Consider the following 20,689-nt stretch of genomic DNA (forward strand, 5'->3'; position numbering starts at 1 on the left):
GGTGGGCCCCTGAAGGGGGCCGCGGGAACCGCTCCGCTGGACACGACGCAGGGGATCAACCTGTACTCGTGCTGCGGAACGTGGTGAAGGCGTTCGGCCCGCACCGGGTGCTGCACGGGATCGACCTCGCGGTGGACGAGCACCGCGTGGTTGCGCTGATCGGCGCCTCTGGCTCGGGCAAGTCGACCCTGCTGCGCTGCGCGAGTCTGCTGGAGACCGTCGACGACGGGCAGGTGCTGCTCGACGGCGAGGACGTCACCGACCCCCGGGTGGACGCCGACCGGGTCCGCCGCCGGTTGGGGGTGGTCTTCCAGGCCTACAACCTGTTCCCGCACCTCTCCGTGCTGGACAACGTCACCCTGGCGCCCACCGTCGTCCACGGCCGGTCGCGGGCCGAGGCGCGGGAGGAGGCGCACGCGCTGCTGTCCCGGATCGGGCTGGCCGCCAAGGCCGGCGAGTACCCCGACCGGCTCTCCGGCGGCCAGCAGCAACGGGTGGCGATCGTCCGCGCGCTCGCCGTCCGCCCGCGGGTGCTGCTGCTCGACGAGATCACCAGCGCGCTGGACCCCGAACTGGTCGGCGAGGTGCTGGCCGTGGTCCGCGAGGTCGCCGCCGGGGGGATGACGATCCTGATGGCCACCCACGAGATGGGCTTCGCCCGCCAGGTGGCCGACACGGTCGCCTTCCTCGACGGCGGCGTGCTGCTGGAGTCCGGCCCGCCCGCGCAGCTGCTCGGCGACCCCCGGCACCCCCGCACCCGCCAGTTCCTGTCCCGGGTGATCGACGCCGGCCGGTTGTGACCGGCGGGGGTCAGGCCCCGAGGTGGCTGGTGTCGTTGACCAGCCGGACCGAGGTGCGCCCGTCGGAGGACCAGGTGACCGTCGACAGCGACGCCGCCTCCAGGAACACCCGGTGCACGATGTCGTCGCCCACGCCGAGCCCGGCCGCGAGCAGCAGCTTGATCGGCGTGACGTGGCTGACCAGCAGGATGGTCTTGCCCGCGTGCCGCTCGAGGACCCGGGTGCGGGCCCGGGCGACCCGGGTGGAGACGTCGGCGACCGACTCGCCGCCGGGCGGGCGGACGTCGGTCGTGCCGGACCACCGCCGGAAGGCCAGCGGGCTCATCTGCCGCGCCTCGTCGGCGGTGAGCCCCTCCCAGGCACCGAAGTCGAGCTCGCGCAGGTCGGCGTCGACCTCGACCGGGACGCCGAGCACCGCCGCCGCGGCCTCGGCCGTCTGCCGGGTGCGCTGCATCGGGGAGGCGACGATGACGTCGATCCCCCGGCCGGCCAGGTGCAGGGCTGCGGCCTCGGCGTCCGCTCGTCCGACCTGCGACAACGGCAGGTCGCTACTGCCACTGAACCGACGCTCCGGCGTGTGCTCGGTCCGCCCGTGACGCAACAGGTGGGTGACCGTCGTCACCACGGGGGCCGGCTCGGCGGCGGGCTGGACGTCGTCCTCGACCACCACCGGCTCGGCGGCGACGTCCCGGCGCACCGGCTTGCCGTCCATCGCGCTGTTGGCCAGCGCGTCGGCGGCACCGTTCTGCGCGCGGGGCACCCAGGTGTAGCGCACCGTGCCCAGCTGCCGGGCGATGTCCCGGGCCTGGACGGCGAGCTTCTGCATGTCCGGGTGCTTGATCTTCCAGCGACCCGACATCTGCTCGACGACGAGCTTGGAGTCCATCCGCACCTCGACGGCGGCGGTGGGGTCGAGGTCCAGAGCGGCCTGCAGCCCGGCGACCAGCCCGCCGTACTCGGCGACGTTGTTGGTGGCCCGTCCCACGGACTCGGCCCGCTCGGCGAGCAGCCGCCCGGTCTCGGCGTCGCGGACGAGGGCGCCGTAGCCCGCGGGGCCGGGGTTGCCCCGCGACCCGCCGTCCGCCTCCACGATCAGGCGGCGGCTCACAGGCCGGAGTCCGCCGTGCGCACGAGGATCCGCCCGCAGTTCTCGCAGCGGATCACGGTGTGCGGGTCGGTGTTGCGCGCGGCGGACAACTCGGTGCCGTACAGCTCGATCCGGCAGCCCTCGCACCGTCGGGCGTGCAGGTGCGCAGCGCCGGTGCCACCCGTCTGCTTGGCGATCCGGTCGTACAGCGCCAGCAGCGGCGGCGTCACCGAGGCGGCGATCTCGTCCCGCTTGGCCTGGTGCATCTTTGTCTGGTCGGCGATCTGGGCCAGCGCCTCGTCGCGGCGCTGAGTGGCCCGCTCCTCCTCGGCCGTCGCCGCGGCGAGCCCCGCCTGCGCGGCGGCGAGCGCGGCGTCGGCGGCCTCCCGGCGCTCCATCAGCTCGAGCACCTGGTCCTCCAGGTCCGACTGGCGCCGCTTGAGCGACTCCAGCTCGTGCTGCAGCCCGGTGATCTCCTTGGCCGTCGCGGACCCGGAGTCGATCCGCGTCTGGTCCCGGCCGGCGCGCTGGGTGACGGTGTCGACGTCTGCCTCAAGCCGCTTCTGCTCGCGGTCGAGGTCGCGGACCTCGGTCTCGGCGCGTACGACGTCGTCGGCGAGAGTGCGCTGCGCCTCCTGGGCCGCCTGGACGGCGGCCAGCTCGGGGAGCGTGCGCTTGCGGTGGGCCAGCTGCGCGAGAGCGACGTCCTCGGCGGCGAGGGCCAGCAGCTTCTGCTGCTCGAAGTGGTCGGCCTGCACCGGCTCAACCTACCGGGACGGGCAGCCGGCCACGCCGGCCCGGCTCAGCCGGCCGGAGGCGGGACGTCGGGCCCGCTCGCGGCGCGGCTGGGGACCTGCCATGCCCAGGGGTCGGTGCGCTCGGCGGAGACCGTGACGGCGACCCGGTCACCGAGATCGCGGCGGAGCAGGTCCGCGGCCACCGGCACCCAGGGCCGTTCGCTCGCGTAGTGCGCCACGTCGCACAGCGCGGGACCGGGCTCCTCGAGCGCCTCGGAGACCAGGTGGTGCTTGAGGTCGCTGGTCAGGAAGACGTCGGCGCCCGCCGACGCCGCCGCCGGGAGCAGGGAGCCGCCACTCCCACCGCAGACCGCGACGGTCCGGATGAGCCGGCCGGGATCTCCGGCGACCCGCACGCCCCCCGGGGTGCCGGGGAGCGCGGTGGCCACCCGCTCACTGAACTCGCGCAGGCTGATGGCCTCCGGCAGCGTCCCGATCCGCCCCAGGCCGACGCCCGGCGCGACCGGCTCGAGTGGCGCGGTGTCGACCAGACCGAGTGCTCCGGCGAGCGCGTCGCTGACCCCGTGGCCGGCCGCTCGGTCGGCGTTGGTGTGCGCGACGAACAGGCCGATGCCCGCGCGGATGAGGCGGTGGACCAGGCGGCCCTTGGGGTCGGTGGCCGGGACACCGTGCACGGGGGTGAGCAGCAGGGGGTGGTGGGTGACCAGGAGGTCGACCCCTGCGGCGACGGCCTCGTCGACGACGGCCGCCGTGGGGTCGACGGCGACGAGCACCGAGCGCACGGTCTCGGCGGGGTCGCCGCACACCAGGCCGACGGCGTCCCAGCCCTCGGCGAGCGCGGGGTCGTAGCGCGCCTCCAGGGCGGCGACCACCTCCGCGAGCGGAACGCCGGGTTCCGGCGGGTGCGAGCTCGTCGTCAGGTCCAGGTGCGTCGGGGGTGCCACGGTCCGGACTGTAAGTGAGCTGCCGGACCGTCGTCCGCGGTCCGAGGGTGGGCCGTGCACCCGGCCGGAGAGCCCGCGATGGAGACGTGGGTCACGTCCGCACGGCACCAGAGCCCGCCGATGATCTCTGGACAGCCCGCTGGGTGTCGTCAGGAGCCGCCAAGAGGCCTCTGCAGCCGAAGTCGATCTGGACGAAGCAGTTCCCCGATCGACGGCAGAAGCTGCCACCCAGGGCGGCGTGTCCGGGTACGCCAGGAGCTTGCGGGACGGCTGTGACCTCTGGGACTCCGCGCAACGTCCCGGACATTTGACCCCGTCCGAACCGCACCCGTGTAATTCCCTCGTCGTCACGGCGGGTGACGGCACGGCAACCGTTCGAGCGGCGGCCGGCTCGAAGACGCAGGGGGACGATTCGTGATGGCTGAGATCTCGTGGCTCGATGAGTACCGCGCCGCTGCCGTGGCGGCCACGCCCGCGGCGTACGAGCAGGACGTGCTCGGAGTGCGCTCCGCCGGGGTCGCGTTCGACGCCGGCTTCGCTGACGCCGGGTACGGCGCCACCAGCTTCTCCGGGTTCGCCGGTGCCGGCTACGGCGACCCGGAGGCCGGCGAGCAGACGTGGCGCGAGCGGGCGCTGTGCGCCGAGACCGACCCCGAGGCGTTCTTCCCGGAGAAGGGTGGCTCCACCCGCGAGGCGAAGAAGGTCTGCACCGGGTGCGAGGTCCGGGCCGAGTGCCTGGAGTACGCGCTGGCCAACGACGAGCGCTTCGGCATCTGGGGCGGGCTCTCCGAGCGGGAGCGTCGCCGGCTGCGCCGTCGCGCCGCCTGACGACTACCCCGGGGGCGGCCCGTCCCCGGGTGCGACCGGTCGCACCATGGCGACGCGCTCGCCGTGCCGGTCGAGCCCCAGTTCCACCTCGCGGACCCGCAGCGCTCGCAGCCCCGGCGTCAGCCGGGTGGTGACGCGCCAGCCGTGCCGGGCGTAGAACGGGGCGTTCCACGGGACGTCGGCGTAGGTCAGCAGGGTGACCCTGTCCGCGCCCGCCTCCCGGGCCGCCGTGACGACGGCGGCGAGCAGCGCTCCCCCGATCCCCCGCCGACCGGCCGCGGGGTGCACGGACAGCTGCTCGAGATGAACCGCGCCGGCCACGAGCTGCAGGACGGCGAAGCCCCGCACCGGCCGCCCGGCCACCAGCACCCGCCAGGCCCGCGACCGCTCCGCCGCACTCGCCGGCGGAGGCAGGTCGGTGATCCCCAGCGGCCGGAAGAGCTCGTCGGCCGCCGCCTCGACCGCGGGCAGCTGCGCGAAGTCGTCGGGTTCTGCGATCCGCACGACCGGCATCTCCTGGTCGCCCATCGACGTTTCACTCCCTTGGCCGGCATTGCCCGTCGCGTTGCATCGGGTCGCCGAGACCCATGTCGACTCGTCACCTTGCCGACTCGTCACCTTGCCGACCCGGGCCCATGTCGACCCGGGCCCATGTCGACGTGTCGCCTCACCGACTCGACGCCATGCAGACTCGGCGACTCCCCTCATCCCGCACCTCCGCGCCGATCTCGCGTTGGCTGCGCAGCGACGCCGGCCAGCTGACCGGCCTCGCCCCCCTCGTCCTGGCCGCGCTCGGCGCCGTGCTGGCACTCGGTGGCTCGGTCCTGCAGCTCCTCGCCGCCTTCCCGCGCGACCGGCACCGGCTGCCGGCCGGCGTCGCCGCGAGCCTCGGTCTCGTGGCTCTGGGCAGCGTCGCCACCGTGCTGCACTTCCTGTCCCCGCTGGGCCGGGCGCTGACCACCTGACTGCTGGACTGAGCCCGGTCACCCCACGACGGGGTCGGACTCCTCGTCCGCGGTGAACGCTGCCCACAGCGCCGCGTAGGCCCCGCCCGCGGCCAACAGCACCTCGTGCGGCCCCACCTCCACGACCCGCCCGTGGTCGAGCACGACCACCCGGTCGGCGCGGGCAGCGGTGGTCAGCCGATGGGCGACGACCAGCGTCGTCCGCCGCCGGGCCACCGCGTCGGCCGCGCGGGTCACCGCGGCCTCGGTGGCCAGGTCCAGCGAGGCGGTCGCCTCGTCGAACAGCAGGACGTCGGGGTCCACGAGCTCCGCGCGGGCCAGCGCCAGCAGCTGCCGCTGCCCCGCCGATAGCGACCGGCCCCGCTCCCCCACGCGGGTGCGGTAGCCCTGCGGCAGCGCCGCGACCATGTCGTGCGCGCCCACCGCCCGCGCGGCCGCCTCCACCTCCGCATCCGAGGCCGCCGGCCGGCCGTAGGCGATCGCGTCGCGGACCGTGCCCTCGAACAGGTACGCCTCCTGCGGCACGACACCCAGCCGCGACCGGTACTGCGCGAGGTCCAGCGACCGGAGGTCTTCGCCGTCCACGCACACCGCCCCGGACGTCGGGTCGTAGAAGCGGGCGACCAGCTTCACCACCGTCGACTTGCCGGCGCCCGTCTCCCCCACCAGCGCCACCGTCTCGCCGGGCGTGACCGTCAGCGACACGTCCCGCAGGGCCGGGGTCCGCGCGCCGGTGTAGGCGAACGTCACGTCGGCCAGCCGCACCTCGCCGCGGAGCCGGCCGACCGGGCGGGGGTCGGCGGCCGGCGGGGTGGACGTCGGGGTGCGCAGCAGGTCGCGCAGCCGGCGCAGCCCCACCGACGCCTGCTGGTAGCTGTCGAACACCTGCGACAGCTGCTGCACCGGGGAGAAGAACGTGTCCACGTAGAGGACGAAGGCGATGAGGACGCCGGCGGTGATGCTCCCCGAGGTCAGCCGCGCGGCCCCGACGGCGAGCACCGCGGCGGCGGCGACCTCGGAGAGGAACTCGACGAACGGGAAGTACGTCGCGATGTACCGCTGAGCCCGCAGCCGCACGTCCCGGTAGCGCTGCGCGTGCCCCTGGAAGACGGCGTCCGCGCGCTCCGTGCGGTCGAACGCCTGGACGACCCGGACGCCGGCGACGTCCTCCTGCAGCCGGGCGTTCACCGCGCTCACCCGCTCACGGGCCTCGGTGTAGGCCGGCACCGACCGGGCCCGAAACCACACCGTCGCGATGACGAGCACCGGCAGGGTGGCGACGAGGACGAGCGCGAGCTCGACGTCGAACAGGAACAGCGCCACCAGCACCCCGACCAGGGTGAGCAGGCTGACCACCGCGGTGGTCAGCCCGGTCTGCAGGAACGCCGACAGCGCGTCGACGTCGGTGGTCATCCGGGTCATGATCCGGCCGCCGAGCTCGCGCTCGTAGTAGTCCAGACCGAGCCGCTGGAGCTGGGCGAACGTCTTCACCCGCAGCGTGTAGAGCAGCCGCTCCCCGGTCCGCCCGGTCAGCCACGCGGCGGCCCGGGCGACCGACCAGTCGGCGAGCACCACGGCCAGCGCGATCCCGGAGACGCCGAGCAGCAGTGGCAGGGACGCCGAGGCGATGCCGTCGTCCACGCCCTTCCGAACCAGCGCGGGGATCGCCAGCTGTGCGGCCGTGTCCAGCGCGACGAGGACGAGCGCCCCCGCGAGCGTCCACCGGAAGGGGCGGAGCAGCCCGCGCAGCGAGAAGTGCGGATCGGCGGCGCGGGACCGGGTGGCGGGGACGTCCGGCTCGTCCACGGTGGGCGGCAGCCGGTCGACGAGCGCCCGCAGCGACTCCGTCGGGGCGGCGGCAGCCAGCGTCGCGCCGCGGCCGCCGATGGAGGCGGTCGCGGTGCGCAGCGCCCCGTCGTCCTCCGGCTGCGGTTCGAGGTCCGGCCAGGCCGACGGCGTCACACCTGCGGACGGCGCGGGCGACGGCACGCCGAGGTCGTCCACCGCGCCTGACAACAGCGCACGGAACAGCGGCGACCGGGCCTCGAGCTCCCCCACCGTGCCGACGTCGACCACCCGGCCCGCATCGAGCACGGCCACCCGGTCGGCGAGCGCCAGCGTGGAGCGGCGGTGCGCCACCAGCAGCGTCGTCCGGCCGCGCACCTCCTCGCGCAGCGCGGCGTGGATCCTCGCCTCGACGGCGGCGTCCACCGCCGAGGTGGCGTCGTCGAGGACCAGCACCCGCGGGCCGGTCAGCAGCGCCCGGGCCAGCGCGACCCGCTGCCGCTGCCCGCCGGAGAGGGTGAGCCCCTGCTCGCCCACGACCGTGTCGTAGCCCTCGGGCAGCTCGGCGATGAACCCGTCCGCCTGGGCCGCCCGGGCCGCGGCGCGCACCTCGGCGTCGGTGGCGTCGGGGCGGCCGAGGGCGATGTTGGTCCGAACGGTGTCGGAGAACAGGAAGCTGTCCTCGAACACGACGCCGAGCGCGCGCCGCAGCGAACCGGTCTCCAGCTCACGGACGTCGCAGCCCCCGATGCGCACGGCGCCCGCGGACGGGTCGTAGAACCGGGGCAGCAGCGCGACCACGCTCGACTTGCCCGAGCCCGAGGTGCCCACCAGCGCGAGGGTCTCCCCCGGCCGGACCCGCAGCGACACCCCCGTCAGCACCGGCCGGTCGGTGCGGTGGCCGAAGGTGACGTCGTCCAGTTCGACCGTCAGCGGCCCGGCGGGCAGCCGGCGGGTGCCCGGAACCAGGTCCGGCCGGGCGTCGATCACCTCCAGCACGCGCTCCACACCCGCGCGGGCCTGCTGCCCGATGGTCAGCACGGCGGCCAGCTGGCGCACCGGCGAGACGAGCGCGGCGAGGTAGGCGGAGAAGGCGAGGAACGTGCCGAGCGAGATCGAGCCGCGCAGCGCCAGCCACCCGCCCAGGGCGAGCACCCCGACCTGGCCGAGCGCCGGGACCGCCTGCAGCAGCGGGTTGTAGCGCGAGGTGAAGGCGACGACCCGCATCCGGGCGCCGAACAGCCGCCGCGCCCCGGCGTCCACGCGGTCGAGCTCGCGCTCTTCCTGCCCGAAGCCCTTGACCACGCGTACGCCCGTGACGGCGGCCTCCACGTCCCCGGCGACGACGCCGGCCTGCTGCTGCGCCGCCCAGTTCGCCGGGAACAGGTCGCGCCGGGAGCGGAGCCCCAGCCACCACAGCGCCGGGCCGACCGCGATCGCGACCAGGGTGAGCAGCGGCGAGAGCCAGGCCATGACGCCGAGGGAGACGAGGAACAGCAGCGCGTTGCCGGTCAGGTTGGGCAGGAAGGCGAGCAGCCCCTGGACGAGGGTGACGTCGCTGATCGCGCGACTGACCGTCTGCCCGGTGTGCAGCCGGTCCTGCCCCGGCCCGTCGAGCCGCCCGAGCGCCGCGTGGACGTCGTTGCGCAGGTCCATCTGCACGTCCAGCGACAGCCGCCCGGCCAGGAAGCGCCGCACGAAGCCCGCCGCGAACCGCAGCGCCCCCGCCGCCACCAGCGCCACCAGGAACGGCGTGACGTCGACCGGGCCGCCGTCCTGCACCCCGGCGACCACCCGGTCCACGACCGCACGGACCAGCAGCGGCACCCCGGCGGCAATCACGGAGCCGACCAGCGCGGCGGCGAAGGCCCCGACCAGGTCCCCGCGGTGGCGCAGGCAGTAGCCCGTCAGGCGGCGCAACCAGCCGCCTCGCGCGGTCCCCTCCTGCTCGGTCGCGACCCGGTCGGCGAGGGCCGTCACGAGGCGATGGGGGGACGCGGCACGACGTCCAGTGTGCGACGAGCCGTCGCGACGCGCCGCGATCGGGGTGACAGGCTGCCGGGGTGGTGGACAGGGGCCTGCGCGCGCCGGCCTGGCTCGAGGAGCTGGTGCGGACCAGCCGGCCGCCGGTGCCGTGGCGCGACGTCATCCGGTTCGCCGTCGTCGTTCCCGCTCCGCTGGCGGTGTCCCTCGCGGTCGGCGGCCTGGACGGCGGGGCGCTCGGGGCCGGGGTCTTCGGCACGATGGGGTCGTTGGCCGCCACGCTCGCGCCGCAGTCCGGGCCGCTGCGGGTGCGGCTGCGCCGGGTCGCGGCCGCCTCCTTGCTCGGCGGGCTCGGGCTGGTGATCGGGCAGGCGATGACCGGCGGCGGGTGGGTGCCGGTGCTTCTGCTGGCCGCGGTCTCCGCCGTCTCGGCGCTGATCAGCTCGATCAGCGCGGCGTTCTCGCTCGGCGGCCTGCAGCTGCTCGTCTACACGGTCGTCTCCTCCGGCCTGCAGACGCCGCTGCCGGCCACCGCGGAGGTCGGCTGGTTCCTCGCCGGCGCGGCCTGGGCGGCCCTCGCCGTCCTGGTGCAGGCGCGCACCGAGCCGCTGGACCCCGACCGGTCCTCGGTCGCGGCGGTGTTCACCCGCATCGCCGAGCTGATGGAGGCGATCGGGACCGACGACAGCGAGGAGGCGCGCCGGGCGCTGACCCAGGCGCTCAACGACTCCTACGACCGGGTGATCCACGCGCGCAGCCGCTCGTCCGGGCGCAGCAAGGAGCTGGCCGAGCTGGCCGGCGTGCTCAACTCGGCGGCGCCGCTGGTGGAGGCCGCCGTCGCCAGCGCCCGCGCCGGCGTGACCGCCGACTCCCGCGACATCGGCGCGACCCACGCGCTGGCCACCGCGGTCACCTCGCGGCAGCCGGTGCTCGGTGAGCGGCCGCCGCCGGTCGAGGAGGGCCCCAGCCAGCGCCGCGCGGTGCGGCACGGCATCCGGCTGGTCTGGAACGTGGTCGGCGACCCGGAGGAACGCGCCCAGGCCGCGGCCAGCAAGCCGGATGTCGACTGGCGGCTGGGCGCCCGGGACCTGCTGGACCGCACGATCGGCAACGCGGACTCCCGGGCGTTCGTGGTCCGGTTGACGTCGTGCATGGTGATCGCCGAGATCGCCCGGCAGCTGCTGCCCATCGAACGGCCCTACTGGGTGCTGCTGACCGTCGCGATCGTGCTCAAGCCGGACTTCGGCTCGGTGTTCACCCGTGCGGTGCAGCGCGGGCTGGGCACGCTGCTCGGGGTGCTCATCGGGTCGGTGCTGCTCACCGTGCTCAGCCGCGACGCGTGGGTGCTGCTGCCGCTCGCGCTGGCCGCCGGCGCGCTGCCGTGGGCGCGCAGCGCCAACTTCGGGCTGTTCTCGGTCTTCCAGACGCCGCTGATCATCCTGCTGCTGGACCTGGCCACCCCCAGCGGCGCCGAGCTCGTCGGCGCGCGGCTGGTCGACACGCTCATCGGCTGCGGCATCGTCCTGGTCTTCGGCTACCTGCTGTGGCCGCAGACGTGGCGCGCACCCCTGGACGACGCGCTGCGTGACGCCGCACTCGCGCTGGACCGGTTCGTCGACGCCGCCTTCACCGGCAGTCCGGTCGAGCGGCGGCGGGCCCGCCGGGCGAACTACCGGGCGCTGACCGAGGTGCAGACCCAGCTGCAGCGGCGGCTGGCCGAGCCGCCGCCGATCAGCACCCGGGCGGCGGCGTGGTGGCCGGTGATCGTGCAGCTGGAGCGGGCGTCGGACGCCGTCACCGAGGCGGTGATCGAGATGCGTTCCGGGGCGCCCGCCCCGGAGCCGGCCCAAGTCACGGTGCTGCGCAGGGGCCTGCGGGAGCTGGAGGAGGACCTGCGGGAGCACCGGGTGCCGGACGACGCGGAGATCCACGCCGACGGGGTGCTGGCGCCCGTCGCCCGGGAGGTGGACGCCGCCCGCCGGCTGGTGCGGGAGACCACGCCCGGCCGGCAGAACGGCGTCCGAGGCGAGGACTAGCGGCGGGGCGGAAGTCGAGCGGTCAGGCTGCGGGCGGGTGCTGGGCGGGTGCTGAGAGTGGTGGGGCCGGTGAGTCCGCGCAGCAGCCCGTAGCGCCCACAGGGCGACCGCTCGTAGCGTGATGACAGCGCCTGTGCGCCGACTGCTCCGGGCAATCGCGGGATGCCCGGACGGTCCTCCGAACCGGCGAGGTCGCACACTCCAGTCGCGCGCCGTAGGACCCAGCGGCAGCAGTGGCCGAACGGATGCGCGAAGTCATGAGGAGGCAGCCGCCCTGAGATGCGCAAGAGACATGTCGACGAGGACCATCGCGGGTCGGCACGCGCCTTCGTGCTGGTCCTGCTGACCGTGTCGATGCTCGTGCACCCCGGCGCCCAGCGACAGACGTCGGTGGGTCATGCAGACGCCCCTCCCTACTTCGGGACGTTGAACTCCCACAGTGCTCGGGCGCAGAGCAGCTTCACCACGGGCATACGGACGATCGAGTTCGTGATCAACTGGAGTCGGTACGAGCCGCAGGACGGGGTGTTCAGTCAGGACTACATCGCGAGCAAACAACGAGAACTGCGGACATGGCTCGACGCCGGCATGCGACCGACACTGAGCCTGTCCCTGCACTACACCCCGGAGTGGGTGTGCGGGCTCCCCGGCGCCACGTTCCGGGACCAGTTCGGCACGACGACCTGCCAACCGCCGAACATGGTGTTCAGCGAGACGGTTCGAGCGAGGATCAAACGTGCCATCGAGCACGTCGCGACGGACTTCGGCGCGGAGAACTTCTGGGCCGTCCGCGTGCAGAACGGCGCCATGCAGGGCGAGATCGGCTATCCGCCGGCGGACGGCAATCGCTTCTGGGCGTACGACGACAATGCATCCGGAGGCCCAGATCTGCCGAGGACGATCCCGCCCCGCCCCCACCCCGACTGGGTGCCGGGAGACGTCAGTACGACCCCGGCGCAAGTCCGCGAATGGTTCAACTGGTACATGGCGGCCCTTGCCGACGCGCAGGACTTCCAGATCGCCGAGTACAGACGCCGGGGCTTCACCGGACCGTTCTGGCTCATCATGCCCGGCTCATGCTGTCATGTGAACGAGGTGGAACGGTATCTGGATGGCCATCTCGGGGACGCCAACCAGTTCATCGGGCAGGGGTCGGCTCGCTGGTACATGGTGCGAGCACTCAAGGAGAAGGCCAACGTCGGGGTGTACACCAGTTCGCTGGCCGAAGCAGGCGGCGCACAGGACTCGTGTCAACCGGGAGATGCGTCCTTGTCCGAACGCGATCCGGTGGTCGACGGATTCGGCGCAGGCCGCTGGATCGGCTTCATCGCCCAGAAGTTCGGCCTGCTCGCCGCCGGAGAGAACCCCGGCCCTGCCCAGTCCAACGGCTACGGATACGGCACGGGCATGATGGAGGCGGCGGCTCGTATCGCACATTCGTGCGGCTATGCGGCGATGTACTGGGCTCATGAGGACGACCTCTACTCCGGAGGGCTCCTCTCGCACTACGAGAGCGTGATCGACCACTACGACGGGGGCTAGAGCCGGTTTCTCGCCCTGGCCGACTCGCGTCTGCGAGCCCGACATGTGGTCCGGGTCAGCCGATGCTCGACGACTCCTTCCGAGGCCGGTCCTCGGGTCGGGGCGGAACGGTGGGCGCGGCAGGGATCGAACCTGCGACCGCTCGCTTGTAAGGCGAGAGCTCTCCCGCTGAGCTACGCGCCCGTGCGGCCGAGGGTAAGGGGTCGCCCCCAGCCGCGCGGTGAGGTCAGGCGGCAGCCAGCTGCCCGACCGCGTCCTTCCAGCCCGACTGCTCGCGGGCGTCGCCGGCCTGGTTGACCTCGGCGAACGCGATCCGGCCATCGGCGTCGACCAGGAACGTGCCGCGCAGCGCCATGCCCGCCTTCTCGTTGAAGACGCCGTACGCCTGCGCGGTCGCCCCGTGCGGCCAGAAGTCCGACAGCAGCGGGAAGGTCAGCCCCTCCTGCTCCCGGAAGGCCTTGAGGCTGAACGCCGGGTCGGTGGAGATCGCCACGACCTGCACGCCGGCGTCGGTGTACGTGCTCAGCTCGTCGCGCAGCTGGCACAGCTCACCGGTGCACTTGCCGGAGAAGGCGAACGGGTAGAAGACCACCAGCACGGGCGCCCCCCGCAGTTCCGCGAGGGAGACGACCTGCTTGTCCTGGTCGGGGAGGCTGAACTCGGGCGCGACGTCGCCGACGGAGAGGCTCATGCGTCCGATCGTGCCTCAGCGACGGGAGCGGGCGGCCCTCGGGGTGACCAGCCGGATGCCCGACCAGTCCTTGGCCGCGGAGATGCTCGAGGTCTGCGACAGCCCCGCGGTGGGGGCCACCTCGGTGACGTCACCGGGCGAGACGTGCCCGGGACGGCCGGACTTGGGCACCAGCAGCCACACGACGCCTTCCTCGGCGAGTGAGGCGATGGCATCGGTCAGGGCGTCGAAGAGGTCTCCGTCGTCCTCCCGCCACCACAGCAGGACGACGTCGGCGACCTCGTCGGACTCCTCGTCGACCATCTCACCGCCGGACAGCTCGACGATCGAGTCGCGCAGGTCCTCGTCGGCGTCCTCGTCCCAGCCGAGCTCCTGCACGACCATGCCCGGCTTGATCCCCAGCCGGGCAGCCATGCTGGTGCCCGAGTCGACGCTCATCCCTGCTGTTCCTCCGTGTGCTCGAATGCCCGGGTGGTGCGGTCCGCCCCCGGGACGCCCCCGGGAACAGCACATCTGTACGGATCGCGCCCCGTCCGCAGCCGCAGTGCCTGCTCGGACCGGCCGGGACGGGGCCACCGTTCCAGCGGAGCGTAGGCCATGGAGCACCTGGCGCAAGCTCCTCGGAACGGGCGACACCCACGTCTGTGCAGGGTTGAGAGGGTAGAGATACGCCCGCCGGGTGACGGGGAGATGCCGGACAGGAGAACATGGAGTCATGAGCGCACCGCAGCACGCGGACGGCGACCCCGCCCGCACGACCGGCAACCCTCGAGCGGTCATCACCGACGGGTTGCCCAGCCAACTCCCTGACACCGACCCCGACGAGACCCAGGAGTGGCTGGACTCGCTCGACGCGGTCGTCGGCCACGCCGGTCGAGGCCGCGCGCGGTACCTGATGCTCCGGATGCTCGAGCGCAGCCGCGAGCAGCAGGTCGGCGTGCCGGCGTTGCGGAGCACGGACTACATCAACACGATCCCGCCGGAGCGGGAGCCGTGGTTCCCCGGTGACGAGGACGTCGAGCGACGGATCCGCGCCTACACCCGGTGGAACGCCGCGATCATGGTCCACCGGGCGCAGCGCCCGGGGATCGGCGTCGGCGGCCACATCTCCTCCTACGCGTCCTCCGCGACGCTGTACGAGGTCGGCTTCAACCACTTCTTCCGCGGCAAGGACCATCCCGGCGGCGGCGACCAGCTCTACTTCCAGGGCCACGCCTCACCCGGCATCTACGCCCGCGCCTACCTCGAGGGCCGGCTCGACGAGCACCAGCTCGACGGGTTCCGCCAGGAGGTCAGCCACCCCGGGGGCGGGCTGTCGTCCTACCCGCACCCGCGGCTGATGCCGGAGTTCTGGGAGTTCCCCACCGTCTCCATGGGCCTGGGCCCGATGAACGCGATCTACCAGGCGCGGTTCAACCGCTACCTGCAGCACCGCGGCATCGCCGACACCTCCGACCAGCACGTGTGGGCGTTCCTCGGTGACGGCGAGACCGACGAGCCCGAGTCGCTCGGCCCGATCGGCCTGGCCGCGCGGGAGGAGCTGGACAACCTCACCTTCGTCATCAACTGCAACCTGCAGCGGCTCGACGGCCCGGTGCGCGGCAACGGGAAGATCATCCAGGAGCTGGAGTCGTTCTTCCGCGGCGCCGGCTGGAACGTCATCAAGGTGATCTGGGGCCGTGGCTGGGACAAGCTGCTGGCCGCCGACCGGGACGGCGCCCTGGTCAACCTGATGAACCAGACGCCGGACGGTGACTACCAGACCTACAAGGCCGAGGACGGCGCGTTCGTCCGCGAGCACTTCTTCGGCCGCGACCCGCGCACCCGCAAGCTCGTCGAGGGGATGAGCGACAAGGAGGTCTGGGAGCTCGCCCGCGGCGGGCACGACTACCGCAAGGTGTACGCCGCCTACAAGGCAGCGGTGGAGCACAGGGGCCAGCCCACGGTCATCCTCGCGAAGACCATCAAGGGCTACACGCTGGGCAGCCACTTCGAGGGGCGCAACTCCACGCACCAGATGAAGAAGCTGACCGCCGAGGACCTGGTGGGCTTCCGCGACCGGCTGCAGATCCCGATCCCCGACGAGCAGCTGGACAAGACGCTGCCGCCATACTACAAGCCGGCCGACGACTCCGACGAGATGCAGTACATGCTCGACCGGCGCCGTCAGCTCGGCGGCTCGGTACCGCAGCGCCGGGTGACGGCCAAGCCGCTCAAGGCCCCCGACGACAAGGCCTTCGACGTCCTCAAGCGCGGCTCCGGCAAGCAGGAGGTGGCGACGACGATGGCGTTCGTCCGCCTCTACAAGGAGCTGTCCAAGGACAAGGAGCTCGGCCCGCGCTTCGTGCCGGTCATCCCTGACGAGGCCCGCACCTTCGGGATGGACTCGCTCTTCCCGAGCCAGAAGATCTACAACCCGCACGGCCAGAACTACACGTCGGTCGACCGCGAGCTGATGCTGGCCTACAAGGAGTCCGCGCAGGGGCAGATCCTGCACGAGGGGATCAACGAGGCCGGCTCCTCGGCGTCGTTCATCGCGGCGGGCACCTCGTACGCCACGCACGGCGAGCCGATGATCCCGATCTACATCTTCTACTCGATGTTCGGGTTCCAGCGGACCGGCGACTCGTTCTGGGCGGCCGCCGACCAGATGACCCGGGGCTTCCTGCTCGGGGCCACGGCCGGCCGGACGACGCTGAACGGCGAGGGCCTGCAGCACGAGGACGGCCACTCCCTGCTGCTGGCCTACACCAACCCCGGCGTGGTGACCTACGACCCCGCGTTCTCCTACGAGGTCGCGCACATCACCCAGGACGCCCTGCGGCGGATGTACGGCGAGGACCCGGGTGCGCCACTCGGCGGGCACCGGAGCTCCGACGTCTTCTACTACCTGACCGTCTACAACGAGCCCTACGTGCAGCCGGCAGAGCCCGAGGGACTGGACGTGCGCGGCCTGCTGGCCGGCATGTACCGGTTCGCGGAGGGCCCGCAGGTCGCCGACGGCACCAAGGCGCAGATCCTGGCGTCCGGTGTCGCGGTGCCGTGGGCGCTGCGGGCGCAGGAGCTGCTGGCCAACGACTGGGGCGTCTCGGCCGACGTGTGGTCGGTGACCTCCTGGACGGAGCTGCGACGCGAGGCGGTCGAGGCGGAGGAGTGGAACCTCCTCCACCCGGCCGAGGAGCCGAAGGTGCCGTACGTGACCCAGCAGCTGGCCGACACGCCGGGCCCGATCGTCGCGGTGTCGGACTGGATGAAGGCCGTCCCCGACCTCATCGCGCCGTTCGTGCCGGGTGGGCTCGCCACGCTCGGCACCGACGGGTTCGGGCTCTCCGACACCCGCCCGGCGCTGCGCCGGCACTTCCAGGTCGACGCCGAGTCGGTCGTCGTCCGCACGCTGGGCGCCCTGGCCCAGCGTGGCGAGGTGCAGCGCGACGTCGTCCGGCAGGCGGTCGAGAAGTACCAGATCGGCGACGAGCAGAAGGCGCCGAAGGAGGAGCGGACGGACGACCACCCGGCCACCTGACCGGGAACGACAGCAGAACGGCCCGTCTCCCCCCACGGGAAGGCGGGCCGTTCAGCGGGCGAGGGCGTTCAGCGCCATCTGCGCGTACATCGCCACGCCGACCGGGAGCGCGTCCTCGTCGAACACCACGTGGTTGGAGTGGTTGCCCGGCGCGGTGCCCGGCTCGAGCTGCGGCGGGCAGGCGCCCAGGAAGGCCATCGCCCCGGGCACCTCCTCGAGCACGTAGGAGAAGTCCTCGGCGCCCATCAGGGGCTCGGCCATGTGCGCGCTGGCCTGCTCGCCGAGCAGCGCCGCGGCGGTGGCCCGGACCTGCGCCGCGACCGCGGCGTCGTTGACCGTCACCGGGTAGCCCGGCACCCGGGAGAACTCGACGGTGAGCTCGTGCGCGGCGGCGACGTGGGTGGCGACCCGCTCGACGGAGTCCATGGTGTCGGCCCGCTGCCGCGCCGACAGGGTCCGGATGGTGCCCTCCAGGTAGGCGGTCTCGGGGATGATGTTGTTCGTCGTCCCCGCGGTGATCTGCCCGACGGTCACCACCGCCGGGTCGAAGACGCCGACCCGGCGGGTCACCATCGACTGCAGCGCGAGCACGACCTCGGCGGCAACCGGTACCGGGTCGGCGGCCAGGTGCGGGGTGGAGGCGTGCCCGCCCCGGCCGCGCAGCGTGACCTTGAAGATGTCGCCCGCGGCCATCATCGGGCCGGGGCGCAGGTTGATCGTGCCGGTCGGGAACATCGTGGTGATGTGCAAAGCGAAAGCGCCGCTCACCGGAGCGCCCGGGACGACGTCGAGCAGGCCCTCCTCGAGCATGAACCGGGCGCCGTGGTGGCCCTCCTCCCCCGGCTGCACCATGAGGACGACCTGGCCGGCGAGCTGGTCACGACGCTCGGCCAGCAGCCGGGCCGCCCCCACCAGCATCGCCACGTGGGTGTCGTGCCCGCAGGCGTGCATCGCACCGGGCACCTCGGAGGCGAACGGCAGGCCGGTGTCCTCCTGCAGCGGCAGCGCGTCCATGTCGGCACGCAGCAGGTAGGTCGGGCCCGGCCGCGCCCCGCGCAGCACGGCGACCACGGAGGTGGTGCTGCTACCGGTGGTCACCTCGAGCGGGAGGTCGGCGAGCGCCTCCAGCACGGCGGCCTGGGTCTGGGGCAGCTGCAGGCCGATCTCCGGACGGCGGTGCAGCCGGCGGCGCAGCGCCACGGTGCGGTCGGCGTCGGCCCGGGCAGCGGCGAGGAGGGTGGTGTCAAGGGATGCGTCGGCGGACATGCCGCCCAGTCTGTAGCAGGACTCAGGACCGCCGGTCACTCACCAGGCCCAGTCGGGGCGGGCGGTGTCCAGCTCCCACACGCACACGGTCGCCGGGCCGGCGACGGGGCCGTCCCCCAGCTCCGCGGTGACCTGCCCGTTCCGCGCGACGACCCGGAGCCCGGCCGGGACGTCCGGTCCGGCCGTCCCGACCCACAGCCGGGCGTCGGGACGGCCGAGGTCGACCCAGCCGGCGGGCCGGACGACGACGTCGTGCGCCGGCTCCTCCCCCGGCCGGGACGCCCGCAGGTACGCCTGGACGACGTGCGCGCCCCCGGCCCCGGCGACCTCGTCGTGCTCCAGTCCGCGTCCCGCCCGCAGCACCGCCACGTCGCCGGGCGCCAGCACCGGCTCGGCTCCCCAGGCGTGCCGCAGCGACCCGGCCAGCAGCACCGCGACCACGTCGACGTCGGCGTGCGCGTGCCGCCCGTACCCCGCGCCGGGCCCCAGCCGGTCGTCGGCCAGCCGCAGCAGCGGCCCGAGCGACCCGTCATCAGGCGCGAGCAGCACCCGCGAGTCCAACCCGCTCACGGAGCCACCTCCTCACGGGCCGGCAGGGCCGCGCGGCCACCGGGTAGCCCGCCGAGGGCCAGCACGACCAGCAGCGACCACCCCAGACCCAGGGCCCAGCCGCCCACGACGTCCGACGGGTAGTGCACCCCCAGCAGCACCCGGGTCAGCCCGACGACGAGCACCAGCGTCCCGCCCGCGGCGACGCAGGCTCGCCGGGCCGCGCCGGTGAGCCGCGGCCAGGCCAGCACCAGGACGATGGTGACCAGGGCGGCCACCCCCGAGGAGTGCCCGCTGGGGAAGCTCAGCGTCTCGTACCGCGCCCCGCCCTCGGCGAACTGCGGGCGCAGCCGGCCGGTCAGCTCCTTGAGCGCCACGGTGATCGGGGCGACCAGCGCCCCGGCGACGAGGACCCAGGCCGCCGTCCCCCACGCCCGGCGCAGCGCGAGCCAGACCAGCACCGGGACGAGGACTGCAGCGCGGAACGCCGACATTCCCGGCGCGGTGAGCACCTGCAGCACCGTCGCGACGAGCCGGGACCGGTCGTCGCCGGCGTAGAGCGCGGCGCTGAGCGACCGGTCGGCGCTCAGCACCGGGGCCACCCCCGCGGTCACCGCCGCACCCAGCAGTGCCACCAGCGCCAGGGCCGCCAGCGCCGCGACGAGCAGCGGGCGGACCGCGGCCGGGCGGCCCGTTCGGGTGGTGCGCACCCGTCCACCATCCCCGACGCCCGGCCCCGTGACACGCTGAGCAGGTGGAGGTCGGCACGGGCCCGTCGGAGGCGACGCTGCGCCGGCTGGAGCGCGCCTCCGGGGCGCTGGCCACCCAGGCCGTCGCCCGGATGGACGACGAGCTGCCCTGGTTCCGGCTGATGCCCGCCGACCAGCGCTCCTGGGTGACCCTCGTGGCCCAGGCCGGCATCGCCTCGCTGGTCGACTGGTGCCGCCACCCCGGCCGGCTGCCCAGGCTGACCGGGGACGTCTTCGGCGCCGCCCCGCGCGAGCTGGTCCGGGCCGTTCCGCTCAAGCAGACCGTCGACCTGATCAAGGTGACCGTCGAGGTCGTGGAGGACCGGGTCGAGCAGGTCGCCGAGCCGGGGGACGCCGACACCCTCCGCCTGACCGTCCTGCAGTTCAGCCGCGAGGTCGCCTTCGCCACCGCGCACGTGTACGCGAGCTTCGCCGAGGACCGCGGCGCCTGGGACGCCCGGCTGGAGGCGCTGGTCGTCGACGCCCTGGTGCGCGGGGACCGCTCCGAGGAGCTCCCCGGGCGGATGGCCGCCCTGGGCTGGGCCACGACCGGCCCGGTGATCGTGCTGGTGGGATCGGCACCGCCGGGCGAGCAGGACTCCCGCGCCGCGGTCCGCCGGGCCGCCCGCTCGATGCGCAGCGAGGTGCTCGTGGGGGTGCACGCCGACAAGCTCGTCGTCGTCCTCGGCGGGGTCGACGCGCTCCGCGCGGTCGCCGGTCGGGTGTCCCGGGAGTTCGGCCCGGGTCCCGTCGTCGTCGGCCCGCAGGTCGACTCGCTCGCCCACGCCGGGGAGTCGGCCACCGCCGCGCTGGCCGGGCTGCACGCGGCCCCCGCCTGGCCGGACGCGCCTCGGCCGGTCGACTCCGAGGACCTGCTCCCCGAGCGCGCACTGGACGGCGACCCGGTCGCCCGCGCGGCGCTCGCCGAGCAGGTCGCGTTGCCCCTGCACAACGCCGGCGGCGGGCTGGTCGAGACGGTGCGCACGGTCCTGGGCAACGGCGGCAACCTGGAGGCCAGCGCCCGGGCGCTGTTCGTGCACACCAACACCGTGCGCTACCGGCTCAAGCGCGCCACCGAGCTCACCGGCTGCTCCGCGACCGATCCGCGGGGGGCCTGGACGCTGCAACTGGCTCTCGCGCTGACCGGGCTGGACGGCGACCGCTCGCTGTGGCACTGAGTCCG

17 protein-coding genes and 1 tRNA gene are annotated in these 20,689 nt (G+C 73.9%); 7 read left to right on the plus strand and 11 right to left on the minus strand.

Features of this window, described 5'->3' with window-relative positions; all coding sequences use genetic code 11:
* Positions 1-68: 68 nt before the first annotated feature.
* Positions 69-800 carry an amino acid ABC transporter ATP-binding protein gene (locus tag HK417_RS14385; RefSeq protein ID WP_222267603.1) on the plus strand — a complete coding sequence of 244 codons (732 nt, stop codon included), beginning with the start codon at positions 69-71 and terminating at the stop codon, positions 798-800.
* Positions 801-810: 10 nt separating this feature from the next.
* On the opposite strand, the gene HK417_RS14390 is transcribed toward HK417_RS14385, so the two are convergent.
* Genes HK417_RS14390 through HK417_RS14400 form a run of 3 tightly spaced genes read right to left on the minus strand, consistent with a single transcriptional unit; the run spans position 811 to position 3,589 of the window.
* Positions 811-1,908, minus strand: coding sequence for a bifunctional RNase H/acid phosphatase (locus HK417_RS14390; RefSeq protein WP_222267605.1), 1,098 nt, complete (start codon positions 1,906-1,908; stop codon positions 811-813).
* The gene (locus HK417_RS14395; RefSeq protein ID WP_222267607.1) at positions 1,905-2,645 is read right to left on the minus strand and encodes a zinc ribbon domain-containing protein; all 741 of its coding nucleotides are present in this window, start codon (positions 2,643-2,645) and stop codon (positions 1,905-1,907) included. Before HK417_RS14395 ends, HK417_RS14390 begins: the two co-directional genes overlap by 4 nt.
* A 44-nt stretch (positions 2,646-2,689) precedes the next feature.
* Positions 2,690-3,589 carry a Nif3-like dinuclear metal center hexameric protein gene (locus HK417_RS14400; RefSeq protein WP_308123582.1) on the minus strand — a complete coding sequence of 300 codons (900 nt, stop codon included), beginning with the start codon at positions 3,587-3,589 and terminating at the stop codon, positions 2,690-2,692.
* Positions 3,590-4,006: 417 nt separating this feature from the next.
* On the opposite strand from HK417_RS14400, the gene HK417_RS27290 reads away from it, so the two are divergent.
* Positions 4,007-4,417 carry a WhiB family transcriptional regulator gene (locus HK417_RS27290; protein ID WP_439957924.1) on the plus strand — a complete coding sequence of 137 codons (411 nt, stop codon included), beginning with the start codon at positions 4,007-4,009 and terminating at the stop codon, positions 4,415-4,417.
* A gap of 3 nt (positions 4,418-4,420) precedes the next feature.
* On the opposite strand, the gene HK417_RS14410 is transcribed toward HK417_RS27290, so the two are convergent.
* Positions 4,421-4,945: a GNAT family N-acetyltransferase gene (locus HK417_RS14410; protein ID WP_222267609.1), complete on the minus strand. Its 525-nt coding sequence runs from the start codon at positions 4,943-4,945 to the stop codon at positions 4,421-4,423.
* A 155-nt stretch (positions 4,946-5,100) separates the two neighbouring features.
* Here HK417_RS14410 and HK417_RS14415 point away from each other — a divergent pair, with 155 nt between their 5' ends.
* Positions 5,101-5,382, plus strand: a complete 282-nt coding sequence (locus HK417_RS14415) for a hypothetical protein (RefSeq protein ID WP_222267611.1) — start codon at positions 5,101-5,103, stop codon at positions 5,380-5,382.
* 18 nt (positions 5,383-5,400) lie between these two features.
* On the opposite strand, the gene HK417_RS14420 is transcribed toward HK417_RS14415, so the two are convergent.
* Positions 5,401-9,147, minus strand: a complete 3,747-nt coding sequence (locus HK417_RS14420; RefSeq protein WP_222267613.1) for an ABC transporter ATP-binding protein — start codon at positions 9,145-9,147, stop codon at positions 5,401-5,403.
* An 83-nt stretch (positions 9,148-9,230) separates the two neighbouring features.
* Here HK417_RS14420 and HK417_RS14425 point away from each other — a divergent pair, with 83 nt between their 5' ends.
* Positions 9,231-11,186: an FUSC family protein gene (locus tag HK417_RS14425; RefSeq protein WP_222267615.1), complete on the plus strand. Its 1,956-nt coding sequence runs from the start codon at positions 9,231-9,233 to the stop codon at positions 11,184-11,186.
* A 279-nt stretch (positions 11,187-11,465) separates the two neighbouring features.
* A complete protein-coding gene (locus HK417_RS14430; RefSeq protein ID WP_222267617.1) occupies positions 11,466-12,728 on the plus strand; it encodes a hypothetical protein in 1,263 nt (420 codons plus the stop codon).
* A gap of 111 nt (positions 12,729-12,839) precedes the next feature.
* Here HK417_RS14430 and HK417_RS14435 read toward each other — a convergent pair.
* The 3 genes from HK417_RS14435 to HK417_RS14445 all read right to left on the minus strand — a co-directional run bounded on the left by HK417_RS14435 (position 12,840) and on the right by HK417_RS14445 (position 13,857).
* Positions 12,840-12,911, minus strand: a tRNA-Val gene (locus tag HK417_RS14435).
* A gap of 43 nt (positions 12,912-12,954) precedes the next feature.
* Positions 12,955-13,419 (minus strand): peroxiredoxin, encoded by a 465-nt coding sequence (locus HK417_RS14440; RefSeq protein ID WP_222267619.1) that lies wholly within the window; start codon positions 13,417-13,419, stop codon positions 12,955-12,957.
* Between the two features lie 15 nt (positions 13,420-13,434).
* Complete coding sequence (locus tag HK417_RS14445) at positions 13,435-13,857, minus strand: DUF3052 domain-containing protein (protein WP_222267621.1); 423 nt, start codon at positions 13,855-13,857, stop codon at positions 13,435-13,437.
* Positions 13,858-14,134: 277 nt separating this feature from the next.
* On the opposite strand from HK417_RS14445, the gene aceE reads away from it, so the two are divergent.
* Positions 14,135-16,942: a pyruvate dehydrogenase (acetyl-transferring), homodimeric type gene (gene aceE, locus HK417_RS14450; protein WP_222267623.1), complete on the plus strand. Its 2,808-nt coding sequence runs from the start codon at positions 14,135-14,137 to the stop codon at positions 16,940-16,942.
* Between the two features lie 51 nt (positions 16,943-16,993).
* Here the strand turns inward: aceE and HK417_RS14455 are convergent, their stop codons facing one another.
* The 3 genes from HK417_RS14455 to HK417_RS14465 are packed head-to-tail and all read right to left on the minus strand — an operon-like array spanning position 16,994 to position 19,467.
* Positions 16,994-18,208: a M20 metallopeptidase family protein gene (locus HK417_RS14455; RefSeq protein ID WP_222267625.1), complete on the minus strand. Its 1,215-nt coding sequence runs from the start codon at positions 18,206-18,208 to the stop codon at positions 16,994-16,996.
* A gap of 39 nt (positions 18,209-18,247) precedes the next feature.
* Entirely contained in the window at positions 18,248-18,778 is a 531-nt protein-coding gene (locus HK417_RS14460; protein ID WP_222267627.1) for a pirin family protein, read from the minus strand.
* Complete coding sequence (locus tag HK417_RS14465) at positions 18,775-19,467, minus strand: phosphatase PAP2 family protein (protein WP_222267629.1); 693 nt, start codon at positions 19,465-19,467, stop codon at positions 18,775-18,777. The genes HK417_RS14460 and HK417_RS14465 overlap by 4 nt, the downstream gene beginning before the upstream one ends.
* A 44-nt stretch (positions 19,468-19,511) precedes the next feature.
* Here HK417_RS14465 and HK417_RS14470 point away from each other — a divergent pair, with 44 nt between their 5' ends.
* Positions 19,512-20,684: a PucR family transcriptional regulator gene (locus tag HK417_RS14470; protein ID WP_308123583.1), complete on the plus strand. Its 1,173-nt coding sequence runs from the start codon at positions 19,512-19,514 to the stop codon at positions 20,682-20,684.
* Positions 20,685-20,689: the final 5 nt, after the last annotated feature.

The sequence above is a fragment of the Modestobacter marinus genome, from assembly GCF_019799945.1.
Taxonomy (GTDB): domain Bacteria; phylum Actinomycetota; class Actinomycetes; order Mycobacteriales; family Geodermatophilaceae; genus Modestobacter; species Modestobacter marinus_B.

Bases quoted from the DNA above. Each gene is read 5' to 3' on its own strand.
- HK417_RS27290 (WP_439957924.1), top strand. From the start codon at position 4,007: ATGGCTGAGATCTCGTGGCTCGATGAGTACCGCGCCGCTGCCGTGGCG.
- HK417_RS14410 (WP_222267609.1), bottom strand. From the start codon at position 4,945: ATGGGCGACCAGGAGATGCCGGTCGTGCGGATCGCAGAACCCGACGAC.
- HK417_RS14415 (WP_222267611.1), top strand. From the start codon at position 5,101: ATGCAGACTCGGCGACTCCCCTCATCCCGCACCTCCGCGCCGATCTCG.
- HK417_RS14430 (WP_222267617.1), top strand. From the start codon at position 11,466: ATGCGCAAGAGACATGTCGACGAGGACCATCGCGGGTCGGCACGCGCC.
- HK417_RS14440 (WP_222267619.1), bottom strand. From the start codon at position 13,419: ATGAGCCTCTCCGTCGGCGACGTCGCGCCCGAGTTCAGCCTCCCCGAC.
- HK417_RS14445 (WP_222267621.1), bottom strand. From the start codon at position 13,857: ATGAGCGTCGACTCGGGCACCAGCATGGCTGCCCGGCTGGGGATCAAG.
- aceE (WP_222267623.1), top strand. From the start codon at position 14,135: ATGAGCGCACCGCAGCACGCGGACGGCGACCCCGCCCGCACGACCGGC.
- HK417_RS14455 (WP_222267625.1), bottom strand. From the start codon at position 18,208: ATGTCCGCCGACGCATCCCTTGACACCACCCTCCTCGCCGCTGCCCGG.